Raw genomic sequence first — 22,635 nt, forward strand, 5'->3', positions numbered from 1 at the left:
AAATTATTACAAATAAGTTGTAATTTTAATAAGAAAAAACTAAAAATTTAGGGATGTTCATTTCAGTATATAATATAAGAATACTATTTAAAAAATCAAAATTTAAGAAGAGATTTGAACAAAAAAAGTAATAAACAAAATACTATTTGAAAAAATATGAAAAAGGATGGAATTAAACTTTTCTTTTAATCCACCACCCATAATGAAAATCTCAATATTATTTTTGTGCGATTATGAATCTAGTCATATCATGCAAAGGCAATTGAATTTCATGCACAGAATAATGTCTCTATCTTCCAAATAATTCAGCAACATCTTTTAATAATGCAGGAATATCCAACTGCTGTGTACATATTTCAACACATTTGCCGCATTCACTGCAGGCGGATGCAGGAGCATAAACTTTTGCAGAAGTGTTGTATAAATCAACATTGGACTCCAAATGATATAGTTTTTCACTATTATACAAATTAAAGAAATCCGGAATTGGTATATTCATTTCACAATCTTTCAGACAATAATTACAGAAACTACAATCAATAGCTAATGTTTTTTTAATTTCACGAGCCATTTTCATTAAAAATTTATGGTCTTGGGGAGTGATTTTTTCAAAGTTTTTAAAAGTTTCACAGTTTTCCTTCATCTGTTCTAGATTGCTCATTCCACTTAAAACAACGGTAACGTTTTCCTGTGATGCTGCAAATCTTAAAGCCAAATCTGCAATGGAATCATCTGAATAATCTTCAAATTGTTTTTTAATATCGTCAGTAACATTTATTAATGTTCCACCTTTGATTGGCTCCATTACTTGAATTTCAATACCGTATTTGACACATAAACTGTGGATTTTTTTAGATTGAATTCTTTGGTCATGCCAATCCATAAAATTAAGCTGAATCAGTGCAACATCAATAACGTCACCATATTTTTCAAGAACCTCTTCAAAGAGTTCTTCTTTTTCATGGAAACTTATTCCGACCTTCAAGGCTTTTCCTTCTTCTTTTGCTTTTTTAATGTATTCAAAACTATTTGCCATTTCAGCCAAGTTTATCAGTGCCTTGTTGATATTGTGTATGAAAAGAACATCAAAGTATTCAATTCCAAGTCTTTCAAGCATTACATCAACAAGCTTATCATTGTCTTTTTCATCCCTAAGAAGCCAGGTAGGTATTTTATTAGCTATCTGATAAGATTCTCTTGGATATCTTTCTACCAATACTTTTTTAAGAGCTCCTTCTGATTTTTCTCCATGATAAGCATAAGAAGTATCAAAGTAATTGAATCCCTGTTCCATATAATAGACAACCATTCGTGTAAATTCTTCCATATCAATAGATGCAGGGTTGCTGTCATCTGTCTGCGGAAGTCTCATTGCACCAAAACCTAATGTAGCTTGTGTCATTTTAATCCCTCTAATTATTACTTTGATTAATCAAACATAATAAATATTGCCTTTTGAAATAATTTTTTTAATTAAATATATATTTGTGTATAAAATATTATATATGATGAACATCATACAAAATGGGCATGAAAATATAATATGCAATTGATATCAGCTGATGAAGTGATGTTTTTGCTTGAAAAACAGAAACTATATTTTAAAAAGTGTTTGTGCATTTTCTGTAGTTATTTCTATAACTTTATCTTCATCCATATCCATTTCTTCTGCAATTTTTCCTGTTATATACTTCAGGTTCATTGGCGTGTTTTTCTCTCCCCTTTTTTCTTCGGGAGGCAAATATGGTGAATCGGTTTCTACAAGTATGTGATTAATATCTATTCTTTTTAGCATTTTTCTTATTTTTTTGTTGTTATTGTGGGTGACTGGTCCTCCTATTCCTATATAGAAACCTAATTTAATGAATTCCTGAGCCATTTCCGCCGAACCGTTATAGGAATGCATAGATCCGACAACATCATGCTTTTTTAATATGTCAAATGTGTCCTGAATGGCCTTTCTGGAATGTACTATCACCGGCAGATTATGTTTTTCGGCCAGCTCCAGCATCTTTTCAAACAGTTCCATCTGCCTATCCTTATTGTCCTTTCCATGGTAATAGTCAATGCCGATTTCTCCTACAGCAATCACCTTATCACTTTCAAGCTGCTTATCCAATAATGAAATGTCTTCATCGGTTATTTCATCAGCCAGAGTATAGAAATATCCCAAAGCAGCATGGACATTTTCATATTTTTCTGATAATTCCAATATTTCTTTATTGCTAACGGAATCTGTACCATTCAATATTATGTGCATATCCATTTTTGCAGCTTCCTTTATTATCTCTTCTGCATTTTCCATTTCGCTGTTATAAATATGGCAATGTGTATCTATTATCATGAAATCCTCACAAAAGATTTTTGCATTAAGTTTTTATTGCTTTAATTAATATATAATTAATTAAATCAAATTATATTTTTTGGTGAGCGACTATGGATGAGAAGTTTTCAAGAACAGAGATGTTGATTGGAGAAGAGGGAATAAATAAATTGAATGATGCTAAAGTCGCAATTTTTGGTATTGGTGGTGTAGGTTCCTTTGTTTGTGAAGGACTTGCCAGAAGCGGTGTGGGCAATTTTATTCTGATTGATTTTGACAAGGTGGATGAAAGCAATATCAACAGGCAGATAATTGCCACAACCAAAACAGTCGGACAATACAAAGTCGATTTGATGAAGGAAAGAATTTTGGATATTAATCCGGATGCAAATGTTGAAGTTTATACTGAGTTTTATATGGCGGATTCAAAATCAGACATCATTACAGAAGATTTGTCATATGTTGTTGACTGCGTTGACACAATAATGGCCAAGATTGCAATTATATGCAACTGTGATGCAATGAATATTCCTGTAATCTCTTCAATGGGTACCGGAAACAAAAAAGACCCGACAATGTTTGAAGTGGCTGACATTTATGAGACTTCAGTATGTCCACTTGCCAGAATAATGAAAAAAGACCTTAAAAAGAGAGATATTGAAAAATTAAAGGTAGTCTATTCCAAAGAGCATCCGATAAATACAAACGACCATGCTATTAATCAGGATAAGAAATATAAAGTAAAGGGCACCATGTCTTTTATGCCATCAGTTGCGGGACTGATAATTTCCAGCGAAGTAATAAAAGACATTATCAGCAATTAGAATTACCAGTCTTTCAATTCCTGATAGGTCATGTTAGCATTAAGCGGAGTTAAGCTTGGACATCTATCAACCAGCAGAGCATATCCGTCACTGCCTTCCTCATATTCCTGAACCAAATCCGAAGTAATCATAACCAAATCATCGCTTTTTTGATTATCATCCAATGAATAGTTAAACAGGTCTTTCTTTTCCTTATCCGTGTTGTCAATGACCATTTTTTTAAGCATCATGTCTGAGAGATGAGTAATTTCAACTTCCTCTGAAGTATAATTTGATGGAACATTTAGATTGAATAAATCAACACCCTTTGGAAATCCCTTATCCATTATTTTTAAAACAAGATCATGAAGGACTTTCTTTGCCAGGGTAAAATCAAAATCCACATACCATTCCCCATTTTCATCCTGTTTGAAAGAGGTTTTAGGGTCCACAAACAATGATGTGGCAATAGCAGGAATACCTAAGCTTACTGCTTCTAAAGCAGCGCAAACCGTACCTGAAGACGTTATATCGCAACTGATATTAACACCCTGATTAATGCCCGTTATGACCAAATCAGGTTTTTCATCCATTACATAATCCACACCGACAATAACTGCATCTGCCGGAGTGCCTGAAACTGAAAATGCTTCACTTCCATCTTCCAGTTCACAGGATTCTAGTTTTAAGTGTTTAAACAGAGTTATACGACGTCCAACACTACTGTTATTCTTATCGGGAGCCACAACATAAACATTGGCTAAATCTTCAACAGCCTGTTTTGCAGCCAAAATCCCTGGCGCAAAAACACCATCATCATTAGATATTAATATGTTCATAAATATCAAGCCTCAATAATCAAATAATGTTTTCTGTGTAATCTTTTTAATTTTCAACTCTTCATTGGAGTAAAAGCGATTATTTAAATCATGAATGATTTTGCTATACTCCTTTAAATTCAAAATGTCTTTTAGATATCTGTAGCCGTCATACTTTGATACGATTATTTTGTCAAAATCAAATGAATCCCAAATCCAATAATACATATTGATAATGGAATTTCTGCTTATCTGCTCTTCCAGAAATGTTAAGTGGTCATAGGTTTCTCGAGAAAGCCCGAAATGTTCGTTTAACTTATCAATTTTCCATATAGGATTTATATTCATGCAGTAATTCTTAAGGGCATATTCAAGCATTTTTCTGTAATTTCCTTTTTTGTAGAAGTGCTCTGTCATAAAATGATTGTTGTATATATATCTTCTATGACTTTTCTCTTCAACTGCCTTATTAATATGAAGATTGATGAATTCAATTGGTATATTGGCTTCTTTTTTTCTGTAGTTATCCATATAAAATTCATTGAATTCCCTGAAATAGTAATAGCTGGATAAATACTTGTTAAAAATTTTAATTCTCCTTTTCTTATTCTTATAAAATATTTTAGATTTGGATGACAGATAATAGCTGTTTCCAATTAGTTTATTGTCAATTATCCTTTTTTCTATTTTTTCCCTTTTGCCTGATGTCTTAAGACCATGCTTTTTAAGAATCTTTTTCAGGCTTTTGGTATTGTATCTTTTAATCTGATTTGAAAACTCATTTTTATTCATCTTATTTAAAATATACCTTTCTTCAAGCATATAATCCATCAGATATTCTTCAGATAATCCATAATCATCAGAAACTATTTTAACGGCATCATCAATGCTTTCATCAAGTTTTAAAACACGATAAATAAAATCAAAAGTAAACTGCATTTTTGAAATGTTATAATCTTCAGGTACCTTATTTGGGTATTCAAGGGAAAATTTTTCAAAAGAATGACTATTATCAAACATAATTAATAATAGTTTATTAATTATTCTTTTTATAGTTTAGTGGTAATTTTTCAGTTTAAAAAATGAAACATTTATTTTTTATAAATCTAAATAATATAATAATGATTAATAATTTAAATGAAATATTTTCAAGATAATCATTAAAAATTGGGGTAAACATAAAGATGCAAGAAAAAACTTTAGATAGAAAAACACGTAATTTAATACTTCTTCTGTTTTTAATAGGCGTATTCATGGGGACATTGGATACAGGAATAATAGGTCCTGTACTGCCTTCAATCGAGCAAAGTTTCCACCTGACAAGCAGAGAATCAAGCTGGATTTTTACACTCTTTGTAATCTCTTTCATGATTGGTTCACCAGTAATGGCCAAATTTTCAGACTTTTATGGAAGAAAAAGGATTTTTATTCTGGACGTATTATTATTTGGAATAGGATCATGTTTAATTGCATTTTCCATGAACATCGAAACAATATTTTTAGGAAGAATAATTCAGGGTTTCGGATGTGGAGGAATTTTTCCTGTAGGCGGAGCATTTATAGGAGATGCATTTCCTCTGGAAGAGAGAGGAAAAGCATTGGGAATTCTTGGAAGCGTGTTTGGAATTTCTGCAATTGGAGGGCCATTGCTTGGAGCGGCCTTAATCCCATTTGGCTGGAACTGGTGTTTTACAATTAATATCCCTATAAGCATATTTTTAATAATATTTGCATCCTATATCCTTCCGGATTTGGAAAATGCAAGAAAACTTAAAATAGACCATTTGGGAATCATAATACTATGTCTGCTTGCAGTATTCCTGTCCTATGGATTGAATCAGATTGATTCAAGCAATTTTCTAAGCAGCATGTTATCCTTGAATGTGGCTCCATTTTTAATAGGATTCATTATCCTAATACCGATATTTTTTATAGTGGAAAAAAGAGCAGAAGAATCTATTGTAGCAATACACATGTTGAAAAACAGGGAAATAAGAATTGCATGTATTGAAACCATGTCTTATGGAATTATCTACTCATCAGCAATATTCATCCCCTCATTGGTCATTCTCTCAATGGGTTTGAATGACCAATATGCAAGCCTGATGCTTATTCCAATTTTAGGAGCCAATGCCGTTGCAGCACCTATACTCGGTAAAATCCTTGATTCAGTGGGGTCAAGAAAGATCATGGCAATCGGAACATTAATATTGACTTTCGGTTTGGTTATCATAGCAATCTATCCAAATGATTTAATTTTATTTATTGCTGCTGGATGTCTAATCGGTGTAGGCCTTGTAACAATCATCGGTGCACCTTTAAGATATATTGTCTTGAGTGAGGCAAAACCTAAAGAAAGGGGTGCAGGCCAGGCAATTGTAAACATGTTATCAAGCGCAGGGCAGTTAATAGGCGGAGCCCTTATTGGAGGAATAATAGCATCATTTGCCGGAATTATCGGCTATAAGATTAGTTTAATATTTGCAGCATTCGTTGCATTTATTGCATTTCTGTTCTCATTGAAATTGAAAAGCCGTGATGAACAAATCGAAACAATGAAAATGAATCAATGACAAAATAAGGTACATATAATGAATATATTAATTGATCCCCTACTATTCATACAGGAATTAAAAGAAGCGACAGGAGGAATATTTAACCACTTTTTCCTTTCATGCTCATTTTATCCTGGATTTATCAAATTTTTCCAAAATCGCAAAGATAATAATGTGGTTTGAATCCCTAGAAGACGGGATTCTTATCAAAAAAAATAAGTTTTTGGAATTAATATGAATCCAGCAATTCATATAATTCAGGAATTACCTGTTCAAATTTAACTCCATATTTATGATTTTCATCACCGATTGTCTTTTCAATAGCTTTTTTGGTAAATTCACCAGCTACTTTAGCTGCAGAGGTAGGTGATTTACCAACCATAGTTGATCCGACAAATGCTGAAGCGAAAACATCCCCTGTTCCATGGGAGAGATAATCAATCCTTTCATTATAAACAAATTCACAGGAAGATTCTGCTTTGTCCAGGACAATCATACCCATTTCATTTTCCTTGTGGGTATCTCCTTTTAAGATTACATATCTTTTAGTGAATCTGGAAAGTTCTTCTGCCATTTCCAGCATTTCGTCTTTTGAAAATTCTTCTTTCCATTCTTTATGTAATAGATAGCAGGCTTCAGTTGTGTTTGGAAGAATATAATCTCCCAATTTACAGAGTTCACACATCTTATCTGCAAACTCTTGGTCAAAGCCATTATAGAACTCACCGTTGTCTGCCATAGCAGGGTCAACAAATACCAGCCCATCAGGCTTTAATCTTGAATCAATGATGTCTTTTATATAATCCAATTGTTCCATTGATGCAATAAATCCTGTATATATGGCATCAAAATATATTCCTTCCTTTTCCCAATGATTTTTGATTGCAGGAAGGTCTTCTGTCAAATCTCTAACAGTAAAATCTGTAAAACCTGAAGTATGTGTAGATAAAACAGCTGATGGAAGAATTGCAGTTTCTATTCCAAAGGCTGATACGACAGGTAATGCGACTGTTATTGAGCACTGTCCATAACATGAAATATCCTGTATAGTTAAAATCTTTATCGTTTCACTCATTTTCTCAACTTAATATTTTTTTTTTCATAAAATGCATTATAATATTTTATAATATGTATTATAAAAAGATTTGTAGTATTAAAATGTACATTTTTAATAAAATATTTGTAAAAAATATTTATTTTAATATAATATATTCTAAAATTTTTCATATTTTGTTCATGCTAAAATCATCATTGAGTATACTATCAATTATATTTATTTCATCCATAAAAACTAAAAATTGTATAAATCCTTTTCATCACTCTCCAAATTGAATTCAAACATGGCGATTTAATCCCTATTTAAAATTATCAGGCAATAATCTCAATGTCATGATATCTAATTTTCGGCTCTTTTCAATCAAGAAAGTGTCTTAATATACACAGTTTAAATTTTCCATCAAAAACTATTTTTTTGGCTGTCTTTTTTTGCCAATAATTATTTATTGTTAAATTTATATAATAGAATATTATGGGAAAACTTTTCGCTGCTCAAAAAGTAAACACAGGAAGACAGATTGAATGGGACTTTGCCAAAGTTTTTGCAATCGTGCTCATGATAGTTACACATTATTTTGCCTTTTGCAGTTTCGGCAATGTGGATTATGGAAAAACAACCGACATAATGTTTATACTGACCCAGTGTTCAGCCCCGATATTCATGTTTGCAATGGGTATTGGAATGGCATATACCCGACATGATTCCCCAAGAGAATTCATTGTTCGTGGAATCAAGCTGCTTCTGTTGGGTCTGATTATAAATATAATGTATTTCCTATCAAATTATGCTGCAGGCGTACCTCTGGAGTATTCCTTATTATCATTCATAGCCAATGACATTCTTCAGTTCGCCGGATTGAGCTTTATACTGATAGGAATCTTTAAAAGGTTTAATGTCAGAACAATCAAAATATTCATAATAAGCATAGGATTTTCCTTGGTTGCAACCTATTTTTCAGATTTCACTTTCAGCAATATGTACTTAAACCAGTTTTTAGGCCACTTCATTGAAACACAGGGCCTGAATATTGTCAGCTGTTTTCCTATACTAAACTGGTTCATCATTCCTGTTTGCGGAATGCTTTTTGGAGAAAATTTAATAAGATGCAATGACAAGGATGAGCTATACACAAGAATAATTAAACCGACCCATTCTTTGACTTTCATAATGCTGGTTGTTGGCCTCATTACACTGGAAGGCATGTTTTCAGTTACCGGAGGAACCGTTCCTGAAAAATTGATGTATCTCCATGCATCCCTTCCTGACATAGTAATTCTAATAATAGTCTCATTATTCTTCGGTTCCCTGTTCTATTTCGTGGCTAAAAGATCATCACCTGCAGTTATAGATTTTATCAGAAAATCCAGCGGCAATGTTACGGTCATATATATTATTCAGTGGGCATTGATTCTTTTCTTAACATACATTAATCAATTCCTGCATATTGAAACAAATTTGGGAATCGCAATTGCTGTTTTAATATTGATTATAATTGCTTCATTTATATTGAGTGAAGCATACGTGAAAGTTAAAAGGCATTTTCTGCATTAATTATGCTTAAAAAAAAATAATATAAGAAAGGTAACGTTCAGTTTTTCTTCTCGATGATTTCCTTAAGCTCTCTGATTTCTGTTTTCAGCTCATCGATAGTCTGCTCGTTTTTTGCAATCTGTTCGTTTAAGTTGTCAACCTTTTTTCCTACCTCATAGATGTGATAGCTGCCCTCCTTAAGCATGCTGTCCATGAAATAGGTTGACATTGCACCGGTAATTGCACTGAATATGAAAACACCTATTATCAAAAGAATCAGACTTACAATCTTTCCCTGAACTGAATTCGGAGTGATATCCCCATATCCGACCGTAGTTATGCTGACAACGACAAACCAGAGGTTGTCAAAGAGATTGTTCATTGAAGGGTCGACCATGTAAAGGCCCAATGTGGATCCTATTACAATCAGAAGCAGGACAGCAAGGATTTCATCAAGATGAGTGTCCTTTAAAAAGTCCCCTATTATATTGAAGTACTCTCCAACCAGGAAAAGTATTCTGAAAACCCTAAGCAGCCTCAGGTATCTGACGAAGATTAATGAGGAAAATACTATATCAAATGGTATGGAAGCTATAAGCTCCAGCCAATTCTCTTTCATGTACTGGCCCTTATCCTCAGCCTTCAGCAAGCCTCTGAAAAAGTCAAAAAGAAGGATTATACAGACTACAACATCAAAGAATAGAATCTTTTCATAGAGTTCAGGAGAAATGTCAAATGCTATAGTGGAAGTTATGAATATTATATCAAGAATAACCAGAAAGCTCAATATGATTCTGGTTATGTTTAAGACTTTCTTATTCAAAGATATTCACTCCTCCAAAGTATCTGTCCTGAATTGCCTCTCGTCAGTAATCTTGAACAGTAATAACGTTTTCACTGTCTGACCTGCTGCCGTAACCGTCGCTGTATGAGTTTGTGTCAGTTGTAGTATAAACACTTCGATTCTGATAGGTGGAATTCTGCGGGAGAATGCTTGACGAGTTGGTATTGATTTTAACGACCTTTTTGTTGATTACAATGTTTTTGGTCGCATTGCATCCGTCAAATTTGTCATTTCCTGCGAATTTTACCTTGACTACACACTGTCCTTCCATGGTGGAATTAACCTCAAAGTCAGCCTTGCCGTTGGCATCTGTACTCAAAAGTACTGGAAATGTTTTACCGGAGCTTTCGAAAACTGTAACGTTTAGAGTTTGATTTGAAATTGGAGTTCCGTTCACGTCAGTCAATTGAAATGAAACGTTATCTCCTTCAGTTAAGTTTGCAGCGCTTGCTATGGTAATTTTTGAATCAGTCTTAGGTGATGCCTGATGTGACATCAGAAATGAAAAAGCACCTATAACAACAACTATTATTGCTATTACCAATAAGATATTTTTAAAGTTCATGAACTACACCTTTAAATAATTAATTATTTAATCATTTATATTAATTTTTTCTTTTCAAGCCACATATCATTCATTCGAAAACTTTTCTGACCAAATCATTAAGTTAACACTTTTTATTAATAATTTATACACAATACTATATATATGTTTAAGGACAAATATAATATCAAGATTAAGGAGAAGGTCAAATGGATGAATGGAATATAGGAGATCCTGACTGGTGGGGAGATGGATTTACAAGAGCCGAAAACTATGGAAGAAATGATGAAGAAGATGAAAATCCACCGGATTATCAAAAAGATGCCATTGAATTAAACAAAAAAGGCCTTTATCACGAAGCATTGGAAGCCATAAATGATGCCCTTGATTCAAGTCAGAACAGCAGAAACTGGAACATTAAAGGAATCATCCTGAACAACCTGGCCTTGGATGACCCGTCACTATTTGAAGAATCAATCGACTGCTATAACAGATCATTGAGATTAAAAGACAGCAAAATAGTCAAAAACAACAAGGCAATATGCCTGTCCGACTGGGCATGGTATCTTCAGGACAACAGACATTACGACTTGGCTTACGAAAAATTAATGGAAGCACTGCCAATGTTTGAAAACAAAGACATTGATTATGCATATGCCCTGAATGCGGCAGGAGTGATTTTCCACAAGACAAACCAGCGAATAAGGGCAAGGGCCATGTATGATGAGGCTTTAGTTTACGATCCAGAAAACGAGGTCTACAAAGACAATATTAAACGCCTGATTAAAGGCCTGGATGTCGATTACGAATACCGATGAAAAAAAAATAAATAAGGTGATGCTTTAGATTTTAAAATCGTATTTGCCTCTTTGAGTCCTTTCAAAGTAAGTTAAACCAATAGTAAAAGGAATGATAATATATTTAAGAGCAACGAACCAAGGCATTCCCCATATCACATTGAATACCAATACGACAACAGAAGAAACAAGAGTTATCAGTATCGCAAAGTTTGCAACCATGTAATTTTTTCTGTATTCCATCAGGAAGAAAATTGTACTGATTAATGTCACTACCCCAACCATTCCAAGAGGATTTTTTAAATTTATTGTATTTGCAAGCAAACCAAATATGATAAGAACAATATATGAAACTATTGCAGCGATGAAAAAAGCTTCCTGATTCCTTTCTGCATTGAATCCATAGAATGAATAAACCAGAAGACAGATACAAACTATAAGTGAAAGGAAATTTGTTGCAGCAGGAAGAGAAAATTCATTATAGACTGCAATAACACCATATAAACTGTTTATAGCTGCCAATATTACCAATATACTTTGAAAGAGCAGCCCATAGGCCAATCCTTTAGAAATTCCAAAACGAGCTAAAACTTCCTCATTATCCATAATATCTAATCCTTAAATTTATATCAATATATCTTATTTTAATCCATATTAAATTTTTTTGTTAATTTAAGTAATTTTAAATAATTAATCAAACAATTCCTTAAAAAAAATTAAGAAATTGTAAAATGAATTAAAAAAAAATTATCTGAATTTTAAATACTTGCTGAAATCGTCGAAAAATATCGGATTATCCTTCATTGAATTATATACAAATGCAAATACAACAAGAGTTATCAAAACATCTACAACGATAAGTGGCAATTGACTTATGAACATCAGAATTATGAATTTCCAAAAGTCTCCATATACAAGGCCAAACTGGACTGCAGTAGTCAGGAGTGAACAGATAGTGCTTAAAAATGATGCAAACGCCACGGCAATGACCGGTGAAAACTTATGTTTTCTTAAAGCCGTGAATACCAGATATGCTACAAAGGGACCTACAACACCAATTGAGAAAATATTTGCTCCCAATGTTGTCAGTCCACCATATCCCAAAAGTACTGCCTGCAATAAGAGAATAACAGCAGCAATTACAGATGTAATGGCCGGACCAAATATTGATCCGCTAAATCCGTTACCAAGTGCGCTTGAAGTGGTTCCGGTAACAAATCTGACACCAAAAAACTGCAGGACAAACATCAATACTGCACTGATTCCCAAAACTTTCTTGGACTCCGGCACTTCCCTTATAACGGTTCTCATCTGCCTAATTCCGATTACAATAAATATCAATGCTAAAATAAACCATATAATGCACCAATACAATGGCAAAAATCCTTCTACAATATGCATTAACATACCTCCAATATAACAATTATGTAACTAATATGTATTAAACATTGCTTAATTGGTCAAAACAAATAAATACTATCAAAAACGATATAATCTGTGTTCTTCCAATAAATTTTAGAAATCGTTCTATCACAGCATTAAAAAAAGGAACTTATTTTTAAAAATTGGAAGAATACCTTTAATTACTGCTGTTTTTTATCAATAATTTTTTCATGATTCTCACACAGATATTCATCAGATTACCCCATGATTTTTAGACAGATATTCTTAAAGAAACACACAATAATTCATAATACTCTCATGAAAATTATATTATTTTTAATCGGTTATTAATCTAAACAATACATTCCATCATAACCAAGCCAATGCAGTGATGCCTACCTACATGGGACAAGAAAAAAATATAATTTTTTATACATAACTTTATAACATAGTAACAACAATTATATAATATGAACAGTGAAAATGAATTTCCAATGCTTGAAGAGTTCAAGGAATTCGTAACGAATTTCCCCGAAGAATGCAAGGATGAAAAGTTTGAATACATACACGATTTTGATGAACTTAAAAACATCCATAACGAAAGATGGGGATACTATCTTCCAGGATATGATGAAAAAAAAGACAAATTCAGATATATAATACTGGAAATATTCTATGAAAGCGAAAATGAAGTTCTGTTTGAATTTTACGGATATGGCGACAGCATACCTAAAAGTATACTCACTTTCATCAAAAGCGAAAGCAGCGTGAAAGAAAAGATCATAAGCTTTTTTGATGAATATCCGAACATAAAGAAAATCTATCCCACATTGAACGAGGACAAATTTCCCGCACCGGAATGGCTGGTCTATCCCGAACTGAGCATGGGATCACTTGGCTGGAGAATGGGATGCGGCGAAGACTACCTGATGGTCCTGTCAAGAGTCCAGTTCAATACTCAAAAATTTTCAATACGATTTAAAAGGCCAAAGAACTGGAGTTTCAACGATGAATTCGCAGAGTATATGGGGCATAGACTTAATCTATATGCAATCGGATGGAGCGACAGGGGTCTGCCGAAATACAATCAGACACATGGGCAAAAATACGCTTTGAGCGATGAATTTGCATCAAAGCTATTGAATGAAGAATTCAGAATTGACCATGTGCACTACAGGAATTTGAAGGAAGGGCATCTGGATTCAAAAAATAGTGCTCTTAAGAACGGAGCTGACTGGGAAAAGAGCAAATATAGTGTTCTATTGAACCTGCTTTACTACAAAGTAACAGAAGACAGATATTTAATCAACGAACTCTTTAAAACAGGCAACAAAGCTCTTTCAATTAATCCTGAAGACCCATACTGGATTGATGAGAAGCTGGACTTGGCACTGATGGAATTGCGCGATGAAATCAATGGTCTCTATGAACACCGAGATAAAATCGACTGGATATACACGGAATTTCTGAAAGAAGCTCCATATGACTACAATCTACACGAATCAAAAGGAATGTTGAACTACCACGACTTGTAGAAGTCGTGGATTATTACTTCACGGGCCAGTACTCTCCCACGAGAGTAGAATTACCGTGCTATCCCCCCAGTCCCTGAGGTTCATCATATCATTCCGGAAGATTTTTAAACCTTCTTTATGAATATTTTTTAGCCGTATTTACGTCCCTGTCATGTTTTGTTTTACATGATGGGCAGATCCATTCTTTTTGGTTGTCCTTTAAATTTTTATAATAGTATCCGCATTTGCTGCAATTTTTGCTTGATGGGAACCATCTGCTTATTTGAACAAGTTTCTTACCATACCACTTGCATTTGTATTTTATCATGTTTACTAGTTTGTACAATCCTATTTTTTGTAGGGAAGAGCTTATATCTTTATTTTTGAACATTTCTTTGATATCAAGGTTTTCCATGCATATTATGTCGTATTTTTTAACTAGGTAGTGGCTAATTTTATGGTATATGTCATTTAATTTGTTTTGTTTTTTTCTACCCATTTTCCTAGAGTTTTTAATGTTTTATTGTAGAGGTTGCTGTTGAATTTTTGTTTTGATAATTTTCGGAGTTAACAAACTTAAACCCAGAGTACACAAAAAATCACTTATCTTATGCCTAATTCTATTATTTTTTATCTTATAAATTAATTTCAAACCTAAAAAAATTGAAATCAAATTTAATATAAGACTATATAATATAATATTAAAACACCATATATAAAGAAATGTAAGAGAGCATTTGACGACTAATAAAACAAATAACACAACCACCAAAATAATAAAAAATCATTATCATATCCCAAAATAATATCTTGAAAAAAAATATCCCCTTTCACTCCTCAGAAAATAGTATACACGCTTAAAAAAAATATCATTTAAGAATCAAAACAAGAATAAAAATCAAATAAAAAGAAACAAACTACCATTTATCAATAAGTACATCTTACCTTGCAATTCATCCCCGACCTAAGAGGTCGAGGTATTCTTGCAAATATATGATAAATCAAAACACCGCAGAATATAGGTATATGAAAGTACATATTCCAATGCAAAACTCTTTGTCCGAGATACAAATCTTACCCGAAAACAGGAAGAAAAATACATTACCGGCAAAATCATACAGGAAAGGGCATTCGTAGATTCAACGCCGAAAATCGGAAGAATGACAACAAGCCACAGATATGCAATACTTTCAAACCACATTAAGAATCTGTCCGAATATGAAAAAGAAACCGACTGGAGCCTGCACACGATAGCACCCAACTCACAATTCAAAATACTGGATGTCTATGAATATGAAGGAAAAAACCAAATATTATTGTTGCATCTGATAGATGGATTTTCAAGTGTCTTTGAAGACAACTGGACCATTAAAAGTGAAATCGTTGAAAATGCAAGAGAAATATTTGAAAAATCTTTTGAAAAAGAAGTGATAGAAAGTGTCAACAGTGAAATGTGGCTTCAGCGTTGTGAATTTCCAATAGGTCTTGACTCAGATGACGAGTACTGGCCGATACAAAATTTCTAAAGAGAAGTAAATATTGCAAAAACTAAGTAAAATTACAAAACAATAGCAATATTGCTTTAATATTAAAATTAAAAAGATTTAAATACTTTATTTGATAAAATAAATAGTAGTTCTTCCCATTTGGAAAAAAAATGTCTGGCTTGACTAAGTTCTATTTATTGGAAAACGTGTTTAAAAATGTCTTATTTTGTGGGAAGAACGATATATTTTCCCCCCTGTCAAAGAAAATATATATTTAAGTTAGAATCAAATGATTCTAACTTATTTAATTAAATATCAAGACCAAATCGGTACAATATTATGTTTAATGAAGTTTACATCCTAAAAATTGTTCCTTGAAGCAATGACTCCAGCATTAATTCCATATGGAGGCACTTCAATCCTTAAGTTTAGGGTTTTCATTAAAGCTTCTATACCTTTCCTTTTACTTGGAAGATAATTATAGGTACTTTCAGGAACACAGACCAATCCTCCAACTCTGATATCAGACAAAATTTTTAAAATAACAGACACCGTAATGTCATCCCTTTTGTTAATCAGACTCTTATTTAAATTAACTATGACATAGTCAAATTCACCGTTGACATCTTCCAAATCATCCAAGCCCACCTGAATAATATTCGCATCTTCAATAAACTGGTCAGTTATCAAAAGTCCTGCACCATAATCCTGAGTTATATCGACTATTTCTCTGATGTTTTTGGATATTTCATCATCATCAATTATATAATCCTCATGTTTTTTGCTCAATACCAGTGAAAAAGCATCTTTCTCAATACGCCTTAAAAATTCAATGTCCTCATGGATGACACCCTTATCCTCATGAACCATATAAACAAAACCACAACTAGTCTCCAAGTCTACAGTTTTGACATAAAACAATTCTGTATTGTTAATATCTGCAACATTTGACATATAAAAGCTTCTCAGTTTAGGAGAAATCTCATTCATAGGTGCAGAGCGAGCCACGATGTCTTCAGGAACAATAAATATTTTTAAAGCACCATATGCATTCAATCTATATCTTTCAGTTCTTTTCTGATGGAAACGTTTAGGTTTCAGATAGGAATCCAAAAACAAATCTGTTTCATGATGGCCTTCAATCCTGTCCAAATAATCTGCAGGCATTGAACATCCTGCCGGACGGCAATTTACTTCAATCAAAACAGGACCATTTTCATCAAGCATATATTCACCATGAACAGGACCGTATTTTATTCCAAGTGCATCAGTTACCTTATATGCATATTCAACCATTTCACTTTCGCCAAGGCTCAACTCATTAACTGTTTCAATGGTATCATAAATAACAGATCCATCAGGAGTCTGTACTTTATTGTATTTCCAGATGCTGACTACCTGATGAACACCATCACATGAAGTAGTATTCAAATAGTATTCCTCTCCTTTAATACGCTCCTGAATTACAACTTCCTCGATTTTTCCACCAAAAACATTAGTACTATACAAAGTTTCTTCAACGGCTTTAATCATCTGCTGTCTATCCAAACACATATGGACACCAACAGATGCGGCACAGTAGACCGGCTTTACGATAACATCCTCCAATCCTTCATTATCGTAATACTCAATAGCTTCCTCCAAAGTCCTAACGGATTTACCTTTAATATGTCTTAGACCTGCTTCTGCAATTTTTTCCTGCATCTTATCCTTAAATGTGAAATAATCCATGTTCTCAATAGGATTGCATAACAAATCCAAATCATTGGCCAGTTTTGTAGCTAAAACTACACCCTCCTCACTGGAAGGAATTACCAGTTTAGGGTCCCATTTTCTTACGACTTCCAAAGTCTCTTCGTATGTATCCCTTTCATAAATCATGTCAAACTTTTCATCAATGGATGCATATCCACTATTATACTCTTCAATACGCTCTTCTTTATTTGATTCATGAAAGCGCAATTGCAATACAACAGGATTATAACCCCTGTTGACGATGTCTCCGATATAATTAAGTCCTGTTGATCTTGCATCAACTACAATAATATTTCTCATTAAATACCTCCTTAACTGTTTTTTGATGCTATAACTCCCGTATTTAAGCCGTATGGCGGCACTTCAATTTTTAAGTCCAAAGTTCTTAGAAGGGCTTCAATACCTTTTCTTCCACCAGGAATATAATCACAAGTGCTTTCAGGTATGAATACCACACCGCCAACTTTGATATTTGAAAAAATGTTAAAAATCAATTCAATTACTTTAAATTCATCCAAATGAATTAAACTTTTATTCAAATTAATGATAACATAGTCAAATTCACCACTCATATCATTTATTTCATCTTTACCAATCTGCACAATATTTATATCATCCAAAAACTGATCAGTTATCAGAAGTGCAGTTCCATAATCATGAGCATGGCTAACCAAAACATCAAGTTCCCTAAATAAGTCCTCCTCAATAATCGGCTTGTCTTCATATACTTCTTCACTTAAAACCAATTCAAATGCTTTTTTCTCTACATTTCCTAAAAACTCAATGTCCTGCTGCAATATTTCATGGCTTTCATGAACCAGATAAATAATTCCCCCAACCGTATTCAAATCTTCAGTTTTTCTAAAGAATACTGCTCTGTCAAAATGCTCATCGATGCTTGATTTGAAATAGCTTTTAAGTTTAGGGCTGATATTACTCACAGGTGCAGATTTTGCCACGATGTCATGAGGAACAGTGAAAAATTTTAATGCTCCATAACCTAATAATCTATATCTTTCTTTTCTTTTTTCTTGGAATCGAACCGGTTTTAAATATGAATCCAATATTGCGTCAGTCTCATGGTGTCCTGCAATCTTGTCCAGGAATTTTGCAGACATGTTTCCTCCGCAGGGTCTGCAGTTAACTTCAATCAAAACAGGACCCTTTTCATCAATCATATATTCACCATGAACAGGACCATATTTAATTCCAATTGCATCGGCTACCTGATATGCATATTCAACCATCTTGGATTCTCCGATGTTAAGATTATTGACTGTTTCAGCAGTATTATAAAGAATAGATCCGTCCATAGCTTTTATCTTATGATATTTCCAAATCAGGGTTATTCGATGGACGCCATCATTGGAAACCGTATTGACGATATATTCATCACCAATAATGCGTTCCTGAAGCAGCAGTTCGGAGATGTTTTCACCGTAATAGTTATGCTTATTGTTAAAGATATCCTCGATAGAGTTGATCATTTCCTCCTTGTTTGAACAAAGCTTCACACCGGCAGATCCCGCACTGTATATTGGCTTTAAGACAACCTCATTCAAGTCCTCGGCATCATAGAATTCAACGGCTTCCTCAACAGAGCTGATGACTTTTCCTCTAATGTATCTGAGACCATTGTCCTTAAGTCTTTGCTGCATTTTATTCTTTAAAGTCATTGCTTCAAGGTTTTCTATAGGGTTGCACAATAAATCCAAATCATTGGCAAGCTTTGTAGCCAAAATAACCCCATGTTCATTACCCGGAAGAACAAGTTTTGGATTTAATTTCTTCACAGCATCAAGAGTCTCTTCATAAGTATCCTTTTCATAAAGAATGTCAAACTCTTCATTAATTTCATCATAATGGTGATTTAACATTGCTTTATATGCTTCGACATCTTCGCCTGCAGGTTTCAATTCCAATACCACAGGCTTATAACCTCTGTTTACAATATCCTCTATATAATTAATTCCTGTTGAAATACAGTCTACAATAATAATACTTTTCATGACAAACCCCCACTCATTTTTCTTTTGATGCAATTACACCCTGCTTTACGCCGTATGGCGGAACTTCAATTTTCATTTCCATAGCTTTCAATAATGCTTCAATACCTTTTCTTTTACCTGGAATGTATCTGTAGGTAGTTTCCGGGATGAAAATAAATCCGTCAACCTTAATGTATGAGAACACATCGAAAAGAGTGTCGATTGTAAGATAATTGCTTTTTTCAATGAAGCTTCTATTCAGATTAATGATGACAAAGTCAAACTCACCATTAATATTTCTAACCTCTTCCAATGCAATCTGCATAATATTGACATCAGACAGGATTTGATCTGTTATCAAAAGGCCATAGCCATATTTTTCAGTGGCTTGAATAATCAGCTTAAGCTTTTTAACTGCAATGTCAACATTAAAATGATAGTTTTCATCAATTTCTTCACTTAAAACCAAATCGAATGCATTCTTCTCAACGCTTCTTAAAAACTTAATGTCATCCTGCAATATATTATAATCTTCATGAGATAGGAAAATCAGCCCGCAGCTGGTATTTGAATCTTCCGTTTTAGGATAAAACTTTTCACTGGCAAGCAAATCGTCAATGACACTGTCATGGAAACTTCTTAATCTGGGGCCAATATTGTTCATTGGAGCGGATCTTGCAATGATATCTTTTGGAGCAACAATCATCTTAAAGGCACCGAATTCACGGAGCCTGTATTTTTGTATTCTTCGCTTTGTAAAGAATTCTGGCTTAAGATATGAATCCAAAGCAGAATCTGTTTCATGCTGGCCGGAAATCTTGTCTAAAAAGTCCCCAGGCAAATGACCAGGCATAGGACAGCAGTGGATATCAATTAAAACCGGCCCGTTATCATCAATCATATATTCTCCGCTTACAGGACCATATTGAATTTTAAGTGCATCGCAAACATCATATGCATAGTCAATCATTTCCGCTTCACCGATATACAAATCATTTACACTTTCAACAGTGTCATAAAATAAAGAACCGTCGGAATTTCTTGTCTTATTGTATTTCCAGATGGTAGTTACGCGATGAATGCCATCACATGAGACGGTGTTTATAACATATTCCTCTCCGTCAATAAACTCCTTAACCATAAGTGCACTGTCTGATTCGGCAAAAAATGTTTCAACGGCATTTATCATCTCCTTCTTATTGAAACAGATTTTTTCATCATCGTTATCCAATTGTCTTACGACAACATGGCTTAATGATTCGGAATCATAAAAGTCTATGGCCTGACCGGCAGAAAATATTACTTTGGACCTGATGTGGCGAAGATTATTCTCGGCAAGTTTCTTTTGAGTCTCTTCCCTGACTGTAAGAGCTTCAACACTCCCAACGGTATTTCCCAAAAGTTCCAAATCGTAGGACAACTGTGTGGCCAAAGATACTCCATTCTTACTTCCTGCCAAAACAAGCAAGGGATCTAACTTACGAACAGACTCAAGAGTATCTTCATATGAATCCTTTTCATAAATCACTTCGAAATCATAATATGATTGTTCATATTCCAATTCCATTCTTTGCCTGTATTCATCAATATCCTCATCTTTATCAGGTATTAATTCCAACACAATAGGATTGTACCTCCTATTGAAAATGTCATCTATATAATTAATCCCTGTTGATTGACAGTCTACCACAATAATATTTCTCATGAAAATTCCTCCAATATATTATTAAATTTATTTTTAATTAAATATAAAATTTTAGAAAAAGAGAATTTAAAAAAAATAGTATAATAAAAAAAGAAAAGAAATAAGAGTTCTTTAAATGAACTCTTCAGTTTGGCCTGCCTGTGTTGAACTCATCCTTGGACCTGATTCCCACCAGTGAAGCAAAGATAGATACTATGCAGGCGCACATTGATATGGTACAAATCATCTGGGAAGACTGTACAATCAAATCAGCGTACTGGGTTGATAAAGGCAAATTGCCCATAACCAAAGCGAATACCAGTGTCAAAAGACCCAAACTCATGGTCTGGCCGATTGTTCTCATTGTTGCCTGTGAAGCTGAAGCGGTAGGAGCATCCTTTGGAGGAACGGAACTCATGATTGCATTCATGTTCGGACTGGAGAAAAGTCCCATACCTATACCCTGAAGAATCATTGCCAGAACAACAATATATACAGGCATGTCCTTGTTTAAAAACACCAATATCAGAAGAGCAACAGTAGCTATCGCCATACCTGCAGCAGCCAATTTCTGAGGATGAATCCTGTCTGAAAGCTTACCTGTATTAGGAGCAAGAATTGCCATGATTATAGGTGTTACAATCAAAATCAGACCTGCCATCTGTGCGTTCCATCCTCTGACATACTGGAAATGATAATTAAGGATTGTCGTAACGACCATAATTGCCAGATAGCTGCATAATGCAGCGATATTGGATGAAGTGAATTTCGTGTTTTTAAAGAGCTTCATATTAAATACAGGTGAAGTCTGCCTTAGCTCCCATACGGCAAATATCACAAGCAAGATAATTCCAATAACAGTCAATATTATTCCTGTCGGATGAATAAGATTGGTAAATCCGTAAATGAATAGCAGAATTCCAATCGCATAGAGAACAGAACCGAACTTGTCGATTGCATCATGTTCATATGTCTTCCATTCCTGAGGTATTTTTAAAATCATTACAAGAATACACAATACTAAAAATGGAATTACAACATAAAATATTGATCTCCATCCGAAATTATAAACCAGAAATCCACAGATAACTGGAGACAGTGAAGTTGCAAGATAAACCCCTGTTACAGTAAATCCTAAAGCCTTTCCTCTGTTTTGAGGTTTCACTGCAGATACTACCATAGCCATTGCAGCAACATTTACAAAGGCTACGCTTGCACCCTGAACAATCCTGAACAACATGAATGATTCTGTTGAAAAGGATAATGAAGCGCCGATAGAACCTATTAAAAATACACAAACCCCAATGAGCAGGGATTTTTTAACCCCGAATTTACCTGAAATCTGTCCTGCCGGAACCGTAAATACGGCCATTACCAGGAAAAATATTGTTGGAATCCAGTTTTGAATGACATTGTTCATGGCAAAGTCATTGGCTATTGCCGGAACCCCAATTATAATACCATTTGACAGAAAAACTCCAAAAAATGAAGTCAGAAATGATATCAATACCACATAAGTTTCATATTCAATTTTCAATTTTTACACCCTCTTT

General features: G+C 33.8%; 20 protein-coding genes. 6 read left to right on the forward strand and 14 right to left on the reverse strand.

Annotated features, from left to right (window positions below; genetic code table 11):
• Positions 1–289: 289 nt before the first annotated feature.
• Both ACKI3Q_RS08680 and ACKI3Q_RS08685 read right to left on the reverse strand, forming a co-directional pair.
• Entirely contained in the window at positions 290–1,402 is a 1,113-nt protein-coding gene (locus ACKI3Q_RS08680; RefSeq protein ID WP_407416200.1) for an aldo/keto reductase, read from the reverse strand.
• Positions 1,403–1,594: 192 nt separating this feature from the next.
• Positions 1,595–2,344 (reverse strand): TatD family hydrolase, encoded by a 750-nt coding sequence (locus ACKI3Q_RS08685; protein WP_407416201.1) that lies wholly within the window; start codon positions 2,342–2,344, stop codon positions 1,595–1,597.
• Positions 2,345–2,436: 92 nt separating this feature from the next.
• Here ACKI3Q_RS08685 and ACKI3Q_RS08690 point away from each other — a divergent pair, with 92 nt between their 5' ends.
• Positions 2,437–3,147 (forward strand): ThiF family adenylyltransferase, encoded by a 711-nt coding sequence (locus ACKI3Q_RS08690; protein WP_407416202.1) that lies wholly within the window; start codon positions 2,437–2,439, stop codon positions 3,145–3,147.
• A 2-nt stretch (positions 3,148–3,149) separates the two neighbouring features.
• Here ACKI3Q_RS08690 and surE read toward each other — a convergent pair whose 3' ends face one another.
• Entirely contained in the window at positions 3,150–3,965 is an 816-nt protein-coding gene (gene surE / locus ACKI3Q_RS08695; protein ID WP_407416203.1) for a 5'/3'-nucleotidase SurE, read from the reverse strand.
• A 12-nt stretch (positions 3,966–3,977) separates the two neighbouring features.
• Positions 3,978–4,964, reverse strand: a complete 987-nt coding sequence (locus tag ACKI3Q_RS08700; protein ID WP_407416204.1) for an SAP domain-containing protein — start codon at positions 4,962–4,964, stop codon at positions 3,978–3,980.
• 164 nt (positions 4,965–5,128) lie between these two features.
• On the opposite strand from ACKI3Q_RS08700, the gene ACKI3Q_RS08705 reads away from it, so the two are divergent.
• Positions 5,129–6,517, forward strand: a complete 1,389-nt coding sequence (locus ACKI3Q_RS08705; RefSeq protein WP_407416205.1) for an MFS transporter — start codon at positions 5,129–5,131, stop codon at positions 6,515–6,517.
• Between the two features lie 211 nt (positions 6,518–6,728).
• On the opposite strand, the gene ACKI3Q_RS08710 is transcribed toward ACKI3Q_RS08705, so the two are convergent.
• Positions 6,729–7,574, reverse strand: a complete 846-nt coding sequence (locus tag ACKI3Q_RS08710) for a pyridoxamine kinase (RefSeq protein WP_407416206.1) — start codon at positions 7,572–7,574, stop codon at positions 6,729–6,731.
• Between the two features lie 453 nt (positions 7,575–8,027).
• On the opposite strand from ACKI3Q_RS08710, the gene ACKI3Q_RS08715 reads away from it, so the two are divergent.
• Positions 8,028–9,107, forward strand: coding sequence for a heparan-alpha-glucosaminide N-acetyltransferase domain-containing protein (locus tag ACKI3Q_RS08715; RefSeq protein WP_407416207.1), 1,080 nt, complete (start codon positions 8,028–8,030; stop codon positions 9,105–9,107).
• Between the two features lie 37 nt (positions 9,108–9,144).
• Here the strand turns inward: ACKI3Q_RS08715 and ACKI3Q_RS08720 are convergent, their stop codons facing one another.
• Entirely contained in the window at positions 9,145–9,909 is a 765-nt protein-coding gene (locus tag ACKI3Q_RS08720; protein ID WP_407416208.1) for an ion channel, read from the reverse strand.
• A 43-nt stretch (positions 9,910–9,952) separates the two neighbouring features.
• Entirely contained in the window at positions 9,953–10,495 is a 543-nt protein-coding gene (locus ACKI3Q_RS08725) for a hypothetical protein (RefSeq protein ID WP_407416209.1), read from the reverse strand.
• 188 nt (positions 10,496–10,683) lie between these two features.
• Here ACKI3Q_RS08725 and ACKI3Q_RS08730 point away from each other — a divergent pair, with 188 nt between their 5' ends.
• Positions 10,684–11,292, forward strand: coding sequence for a hypothetical protein (locus ACKI3Q_RS08730; RefSeq protein ID WP_407416210.1), 609 nt, complete (start codon positions 10,684–10,686; stop codon positions 11,290–11,292).
• Positions 11,293–11,316: 24 nt separating this feature from the next.
• Here the strand turns inward: ACKI3Q_RS08730 and ACKI3Q_RS08735 are convergent, their stop codons facing one another.
• Both ACKI3Q_RS08735 and ACKI3Q_RS08740 read right to left on the reverse strand, forming a co-directional pair.
• Positions 11,317–11,877, reverse strand: a complete 561-nt coding sequence (locus ACKI3Q_RS08735) for a hypothetical protein (RefSeq protein ID WP_407416211.1) — start codon at positions 11,875–11,877, stop codon at positions 11,317–11,319.
• 141 nt (positions 11,878–12,018) lie between these two features.
• A complete protein-coding gene (locus ACKI3Q_RS08740; protein ID WP_407416212.1) occupies positions 12,019–12,672 on the reverse strand; it encodes an energy-coupling factor ABC transporter permease in 654 nt (217 codons plus the stop codon).
• A 452-nt stretch (positions 12,673–13,124) separates the two neighbouring features.
• Between ACKI3Q_RS08740 and ACKI3Q_RS08745 the strand changes: the two genes are divergently transcribed.
• Positions 13,125–14,189, forward strand: a complete 1,065-nt coding sequence (locus ACKI3Q_RS08745) for a hypothetical protein (RefSeq protein WP_407416213.1) — start codon at positions 13,125–13,127, stop codon at positions 14,187–14,189.
• Positions 14,190–14,304: 115 nt separating this feature from the next.
• Here the strand turns inward: ACKI3Q_RS08745 and ACKI3Q_RS08750 are convergent, their stop codons facing one another.
• Complete coding sequence (locus ACKI3Q_RS08750) at positions 14,305–14,667, reverse strand: RNA-guided endonuclease TnpB family protein (RefSeq protein ID WP_407416214.1); 363 nt, start codon at positions 14,665–14,667, stop codon at positions 14,305–14,307.
• Between the two features lie 661 nt (positions 14,668–15,328).
• Here ACKI3Q_RS08750 and ACKI3Q_RS08755 point away from each other — a divergent pair.
• Complete coding sequence (locus ACKI3Q_RS08755) at positions 15,329–15,694, forward strand: hypothetical protein (protein ID WP_407416215.1); 366 nt, start codon at positions 15,329–15,331, stop codon at positions 15,692–15,694.
• Between the two features lie 321 nt (positions 15,695–16,015).
• Here ACKI3Q_RS08755 and ACKI3Q_RS08760 read toward each other — a convergent pair whose 3' ends face one another.
• The 4 genes from ACKI3Q_RS08760 to ACKI3Q_RS08775 form a co-directional block, all read right to left on the reverse strand.
• Positions 16,016–17,710, reverse strand: coding sequence for an ATP-grasp domain-containing protein (locus ACKI3Q_RS08760; protein ID WP_407416216.1), 1,695 nt, complete (start codon positions 17,708–17,710; stop codon positions 16,016–16,018).
• An 11-nt stretch (positions 17,711–17,721) separates the two neighbouring features.
• On the reverse strand, positions 17,722–19,419 hold the full coding sequence (locus ACKI3Q_RS08765) for an ATP-grasp domain-containing protein (protein WP_407416217.1): 1,698 nt from the start codon (positions 19,417–19,419) through the stop codon (positions 17,722–17,724).
• A gap of 13 nt (positions 19,420–19,432) precedes the next feature.
• Positions 19,433–21,103 carry a hypothetical protein gene (locus ACKI3Q_RS08770; protein ID WP_407416218.1) on the reverse strand — a complete coding sequence of 557 codons (1,671 nt, stop codon included), beginning with the start codon at positions 21,101–21,103 and terminating at the stop codon, positions 19,433–19,435.
• Between the two features lie 124 nt (positions 21,104–21,227).
• A complete protein-coding gene (locus ACKI3Q_RS08775) occupies positions 21,228–22,619 on the reverse strand; it encodes an MFS transporter (protein ID WP_407416219.1) in 1,392 nt (463 codons plus the stop codon).
• Positions 22,620–22,635: the final 16 nt, after the last annotated feature.

Origin of the sequence: Methanobrevibacter sp. (assembly GCF_045636185.1) — an archaeon.
In the GTDB taxonomy this organism is placed as follows: Archaea; Methanobacteriota; Methanobacteria; order Methanobacteriales; family Methanobacteriaceae; genus Methanocatella.

What these genes read in the sequence shown, in the direction of transcription:
- surE (WP_407416203.1), bottom strand. Translation starts at nt 3,965, where the DNA reads ATGAACATATTAATATCTAATGATGATGGTGTTTTTGCGCCAGGGATT.
- ACKI3Q_RS08735 (WP_407416211.1), bottom strand. Translation starts at nt 11,877, where the DNA reads ATGGATAATGAGGAAGTTTTAGCTCGTTTTGGAATTTCTAAAGGATTG.
- ACKI3Q_RS08685 (WP_407416201.1), bottom strand. Translation starts at nt 2,344, where the DNA reads ATGATAATAGATACACATTGCCATATTTATAACAGCGAAATGGAAAAT.
- ACKI3Q_RS08765 (WP_407416217.1), bottom strand. Translation starts at nt 19,419, where the DNA reads ATGAAAAGTATTATTATTGTAGACTGTATTTCAACAGGAATTAATTAT.
- ACKI3Q_RS08700 (WP_407416204.1), bottom strand. Translation starts at nt 4,964, where the DNA reads ATGTTTGATAATAGTCATTCTTTTGAAAAATTTTCCCTTGAATACCCA.
- ACKI3Q_RS08770 (WP_407416218.1), bottom strand. Translation starts at nt 21,103, where the DNA reads ATGAGAAATATTATTGTGGTAGACTGTCAATCAACAGGGATTAATTAT.
- ACKI3Q_RS08725 (WP_407416209.1), bottom strand. Translation starts at nt 10,495, where the DNA reads ATGAACTTTAAAAATATCTTATTGGTAATAGCAATAATAGTTGTTGTT.
- ACKI3Q_RS08690 (WP_407416202.1), top strand. Translation starts at nt 2,437, where the DNA reads ATGGATGAGAAGTTTTCAAGAACAGAGATGTTGATTGGAGAAGAGGGA.
- ACKI3Q_RS08760 (WP_407416216.1), bottom strand. Translation starts at nt 17,710, where the DNA reads ATGAGAAATATTATTGTAGTTGATGCAAGATCAACAGGACTTAATTAT.
- ACKI3Q_RS08680 (WP_407416200.1), bottom strand. Translation starts at nt 1,402, where the DNA reads ATGACACAAGCTACATTAGGTTTTGGTGCAATGAGACTTCCGCAGACA.
- ACKI3Q_RS08730 (WP_407416210.1), top strand. Translation starts at nt 10,684, where the DNA reads ATGGATGAATGGAATATAGGAGATCCTGACTGGTGGGGAGATGGATTT.
- ACKI3Q_RS08745 (WP_407416213.1), top strand. Translation starts at nt 13,125, where the DNA reads ATGAACAGTGAAAATGAATTTCCAATGCTTGAAGAGTTCAAGGAATTC.
- ACKI3Q_RS08750 (WP_407416214.1), bottom strand. Translation starts at nt 14,667, where the DNA reads ATGGGTAGAAAAAAACAAAACAAATTAAATGACATATACCATAAAATT.
- ACKI3Q_RS08715 (WP_407416207.1), top strand. Translation starts at nt 8,028, where the DNA reads ATGGGAAAACTTTTCGCTGCTCAAAAAGTAAACACAGGAAGACAGATT.
- ACKI3Q_RS08710 (WP_407416206.1), bottom strand. Translation starts at nt 7,574, where the DNA reads ATGAGTGAAACGATAAAGATTTTAACTATACAGGATATTTCATGTTAT.
- ACKI3Q_RS08705 (WP_407416205.1), top strand. Translation starts at nt 5,129, where the DNA reads ATGCAAGAAAAAACTTTAGATAGAAAAACACGTAATTTAATACTTCTT.
- ACKI3Q_RS08755 (WP_407416215.1), top strand. Translation starts at nt 15,329, where the DNA reads ATGACAACAAGCCACAGATATGCAATACTTTCAAACCACATTAAGAAT.
- ACKI3Q_RS08740 (WP_407416212.1), bottom strand. Translation starts at nt 12,672, where the DNA reads ATGCATATTGTAGAAGGATTTTTGCCATTGTATTGGTGCATTATATGG.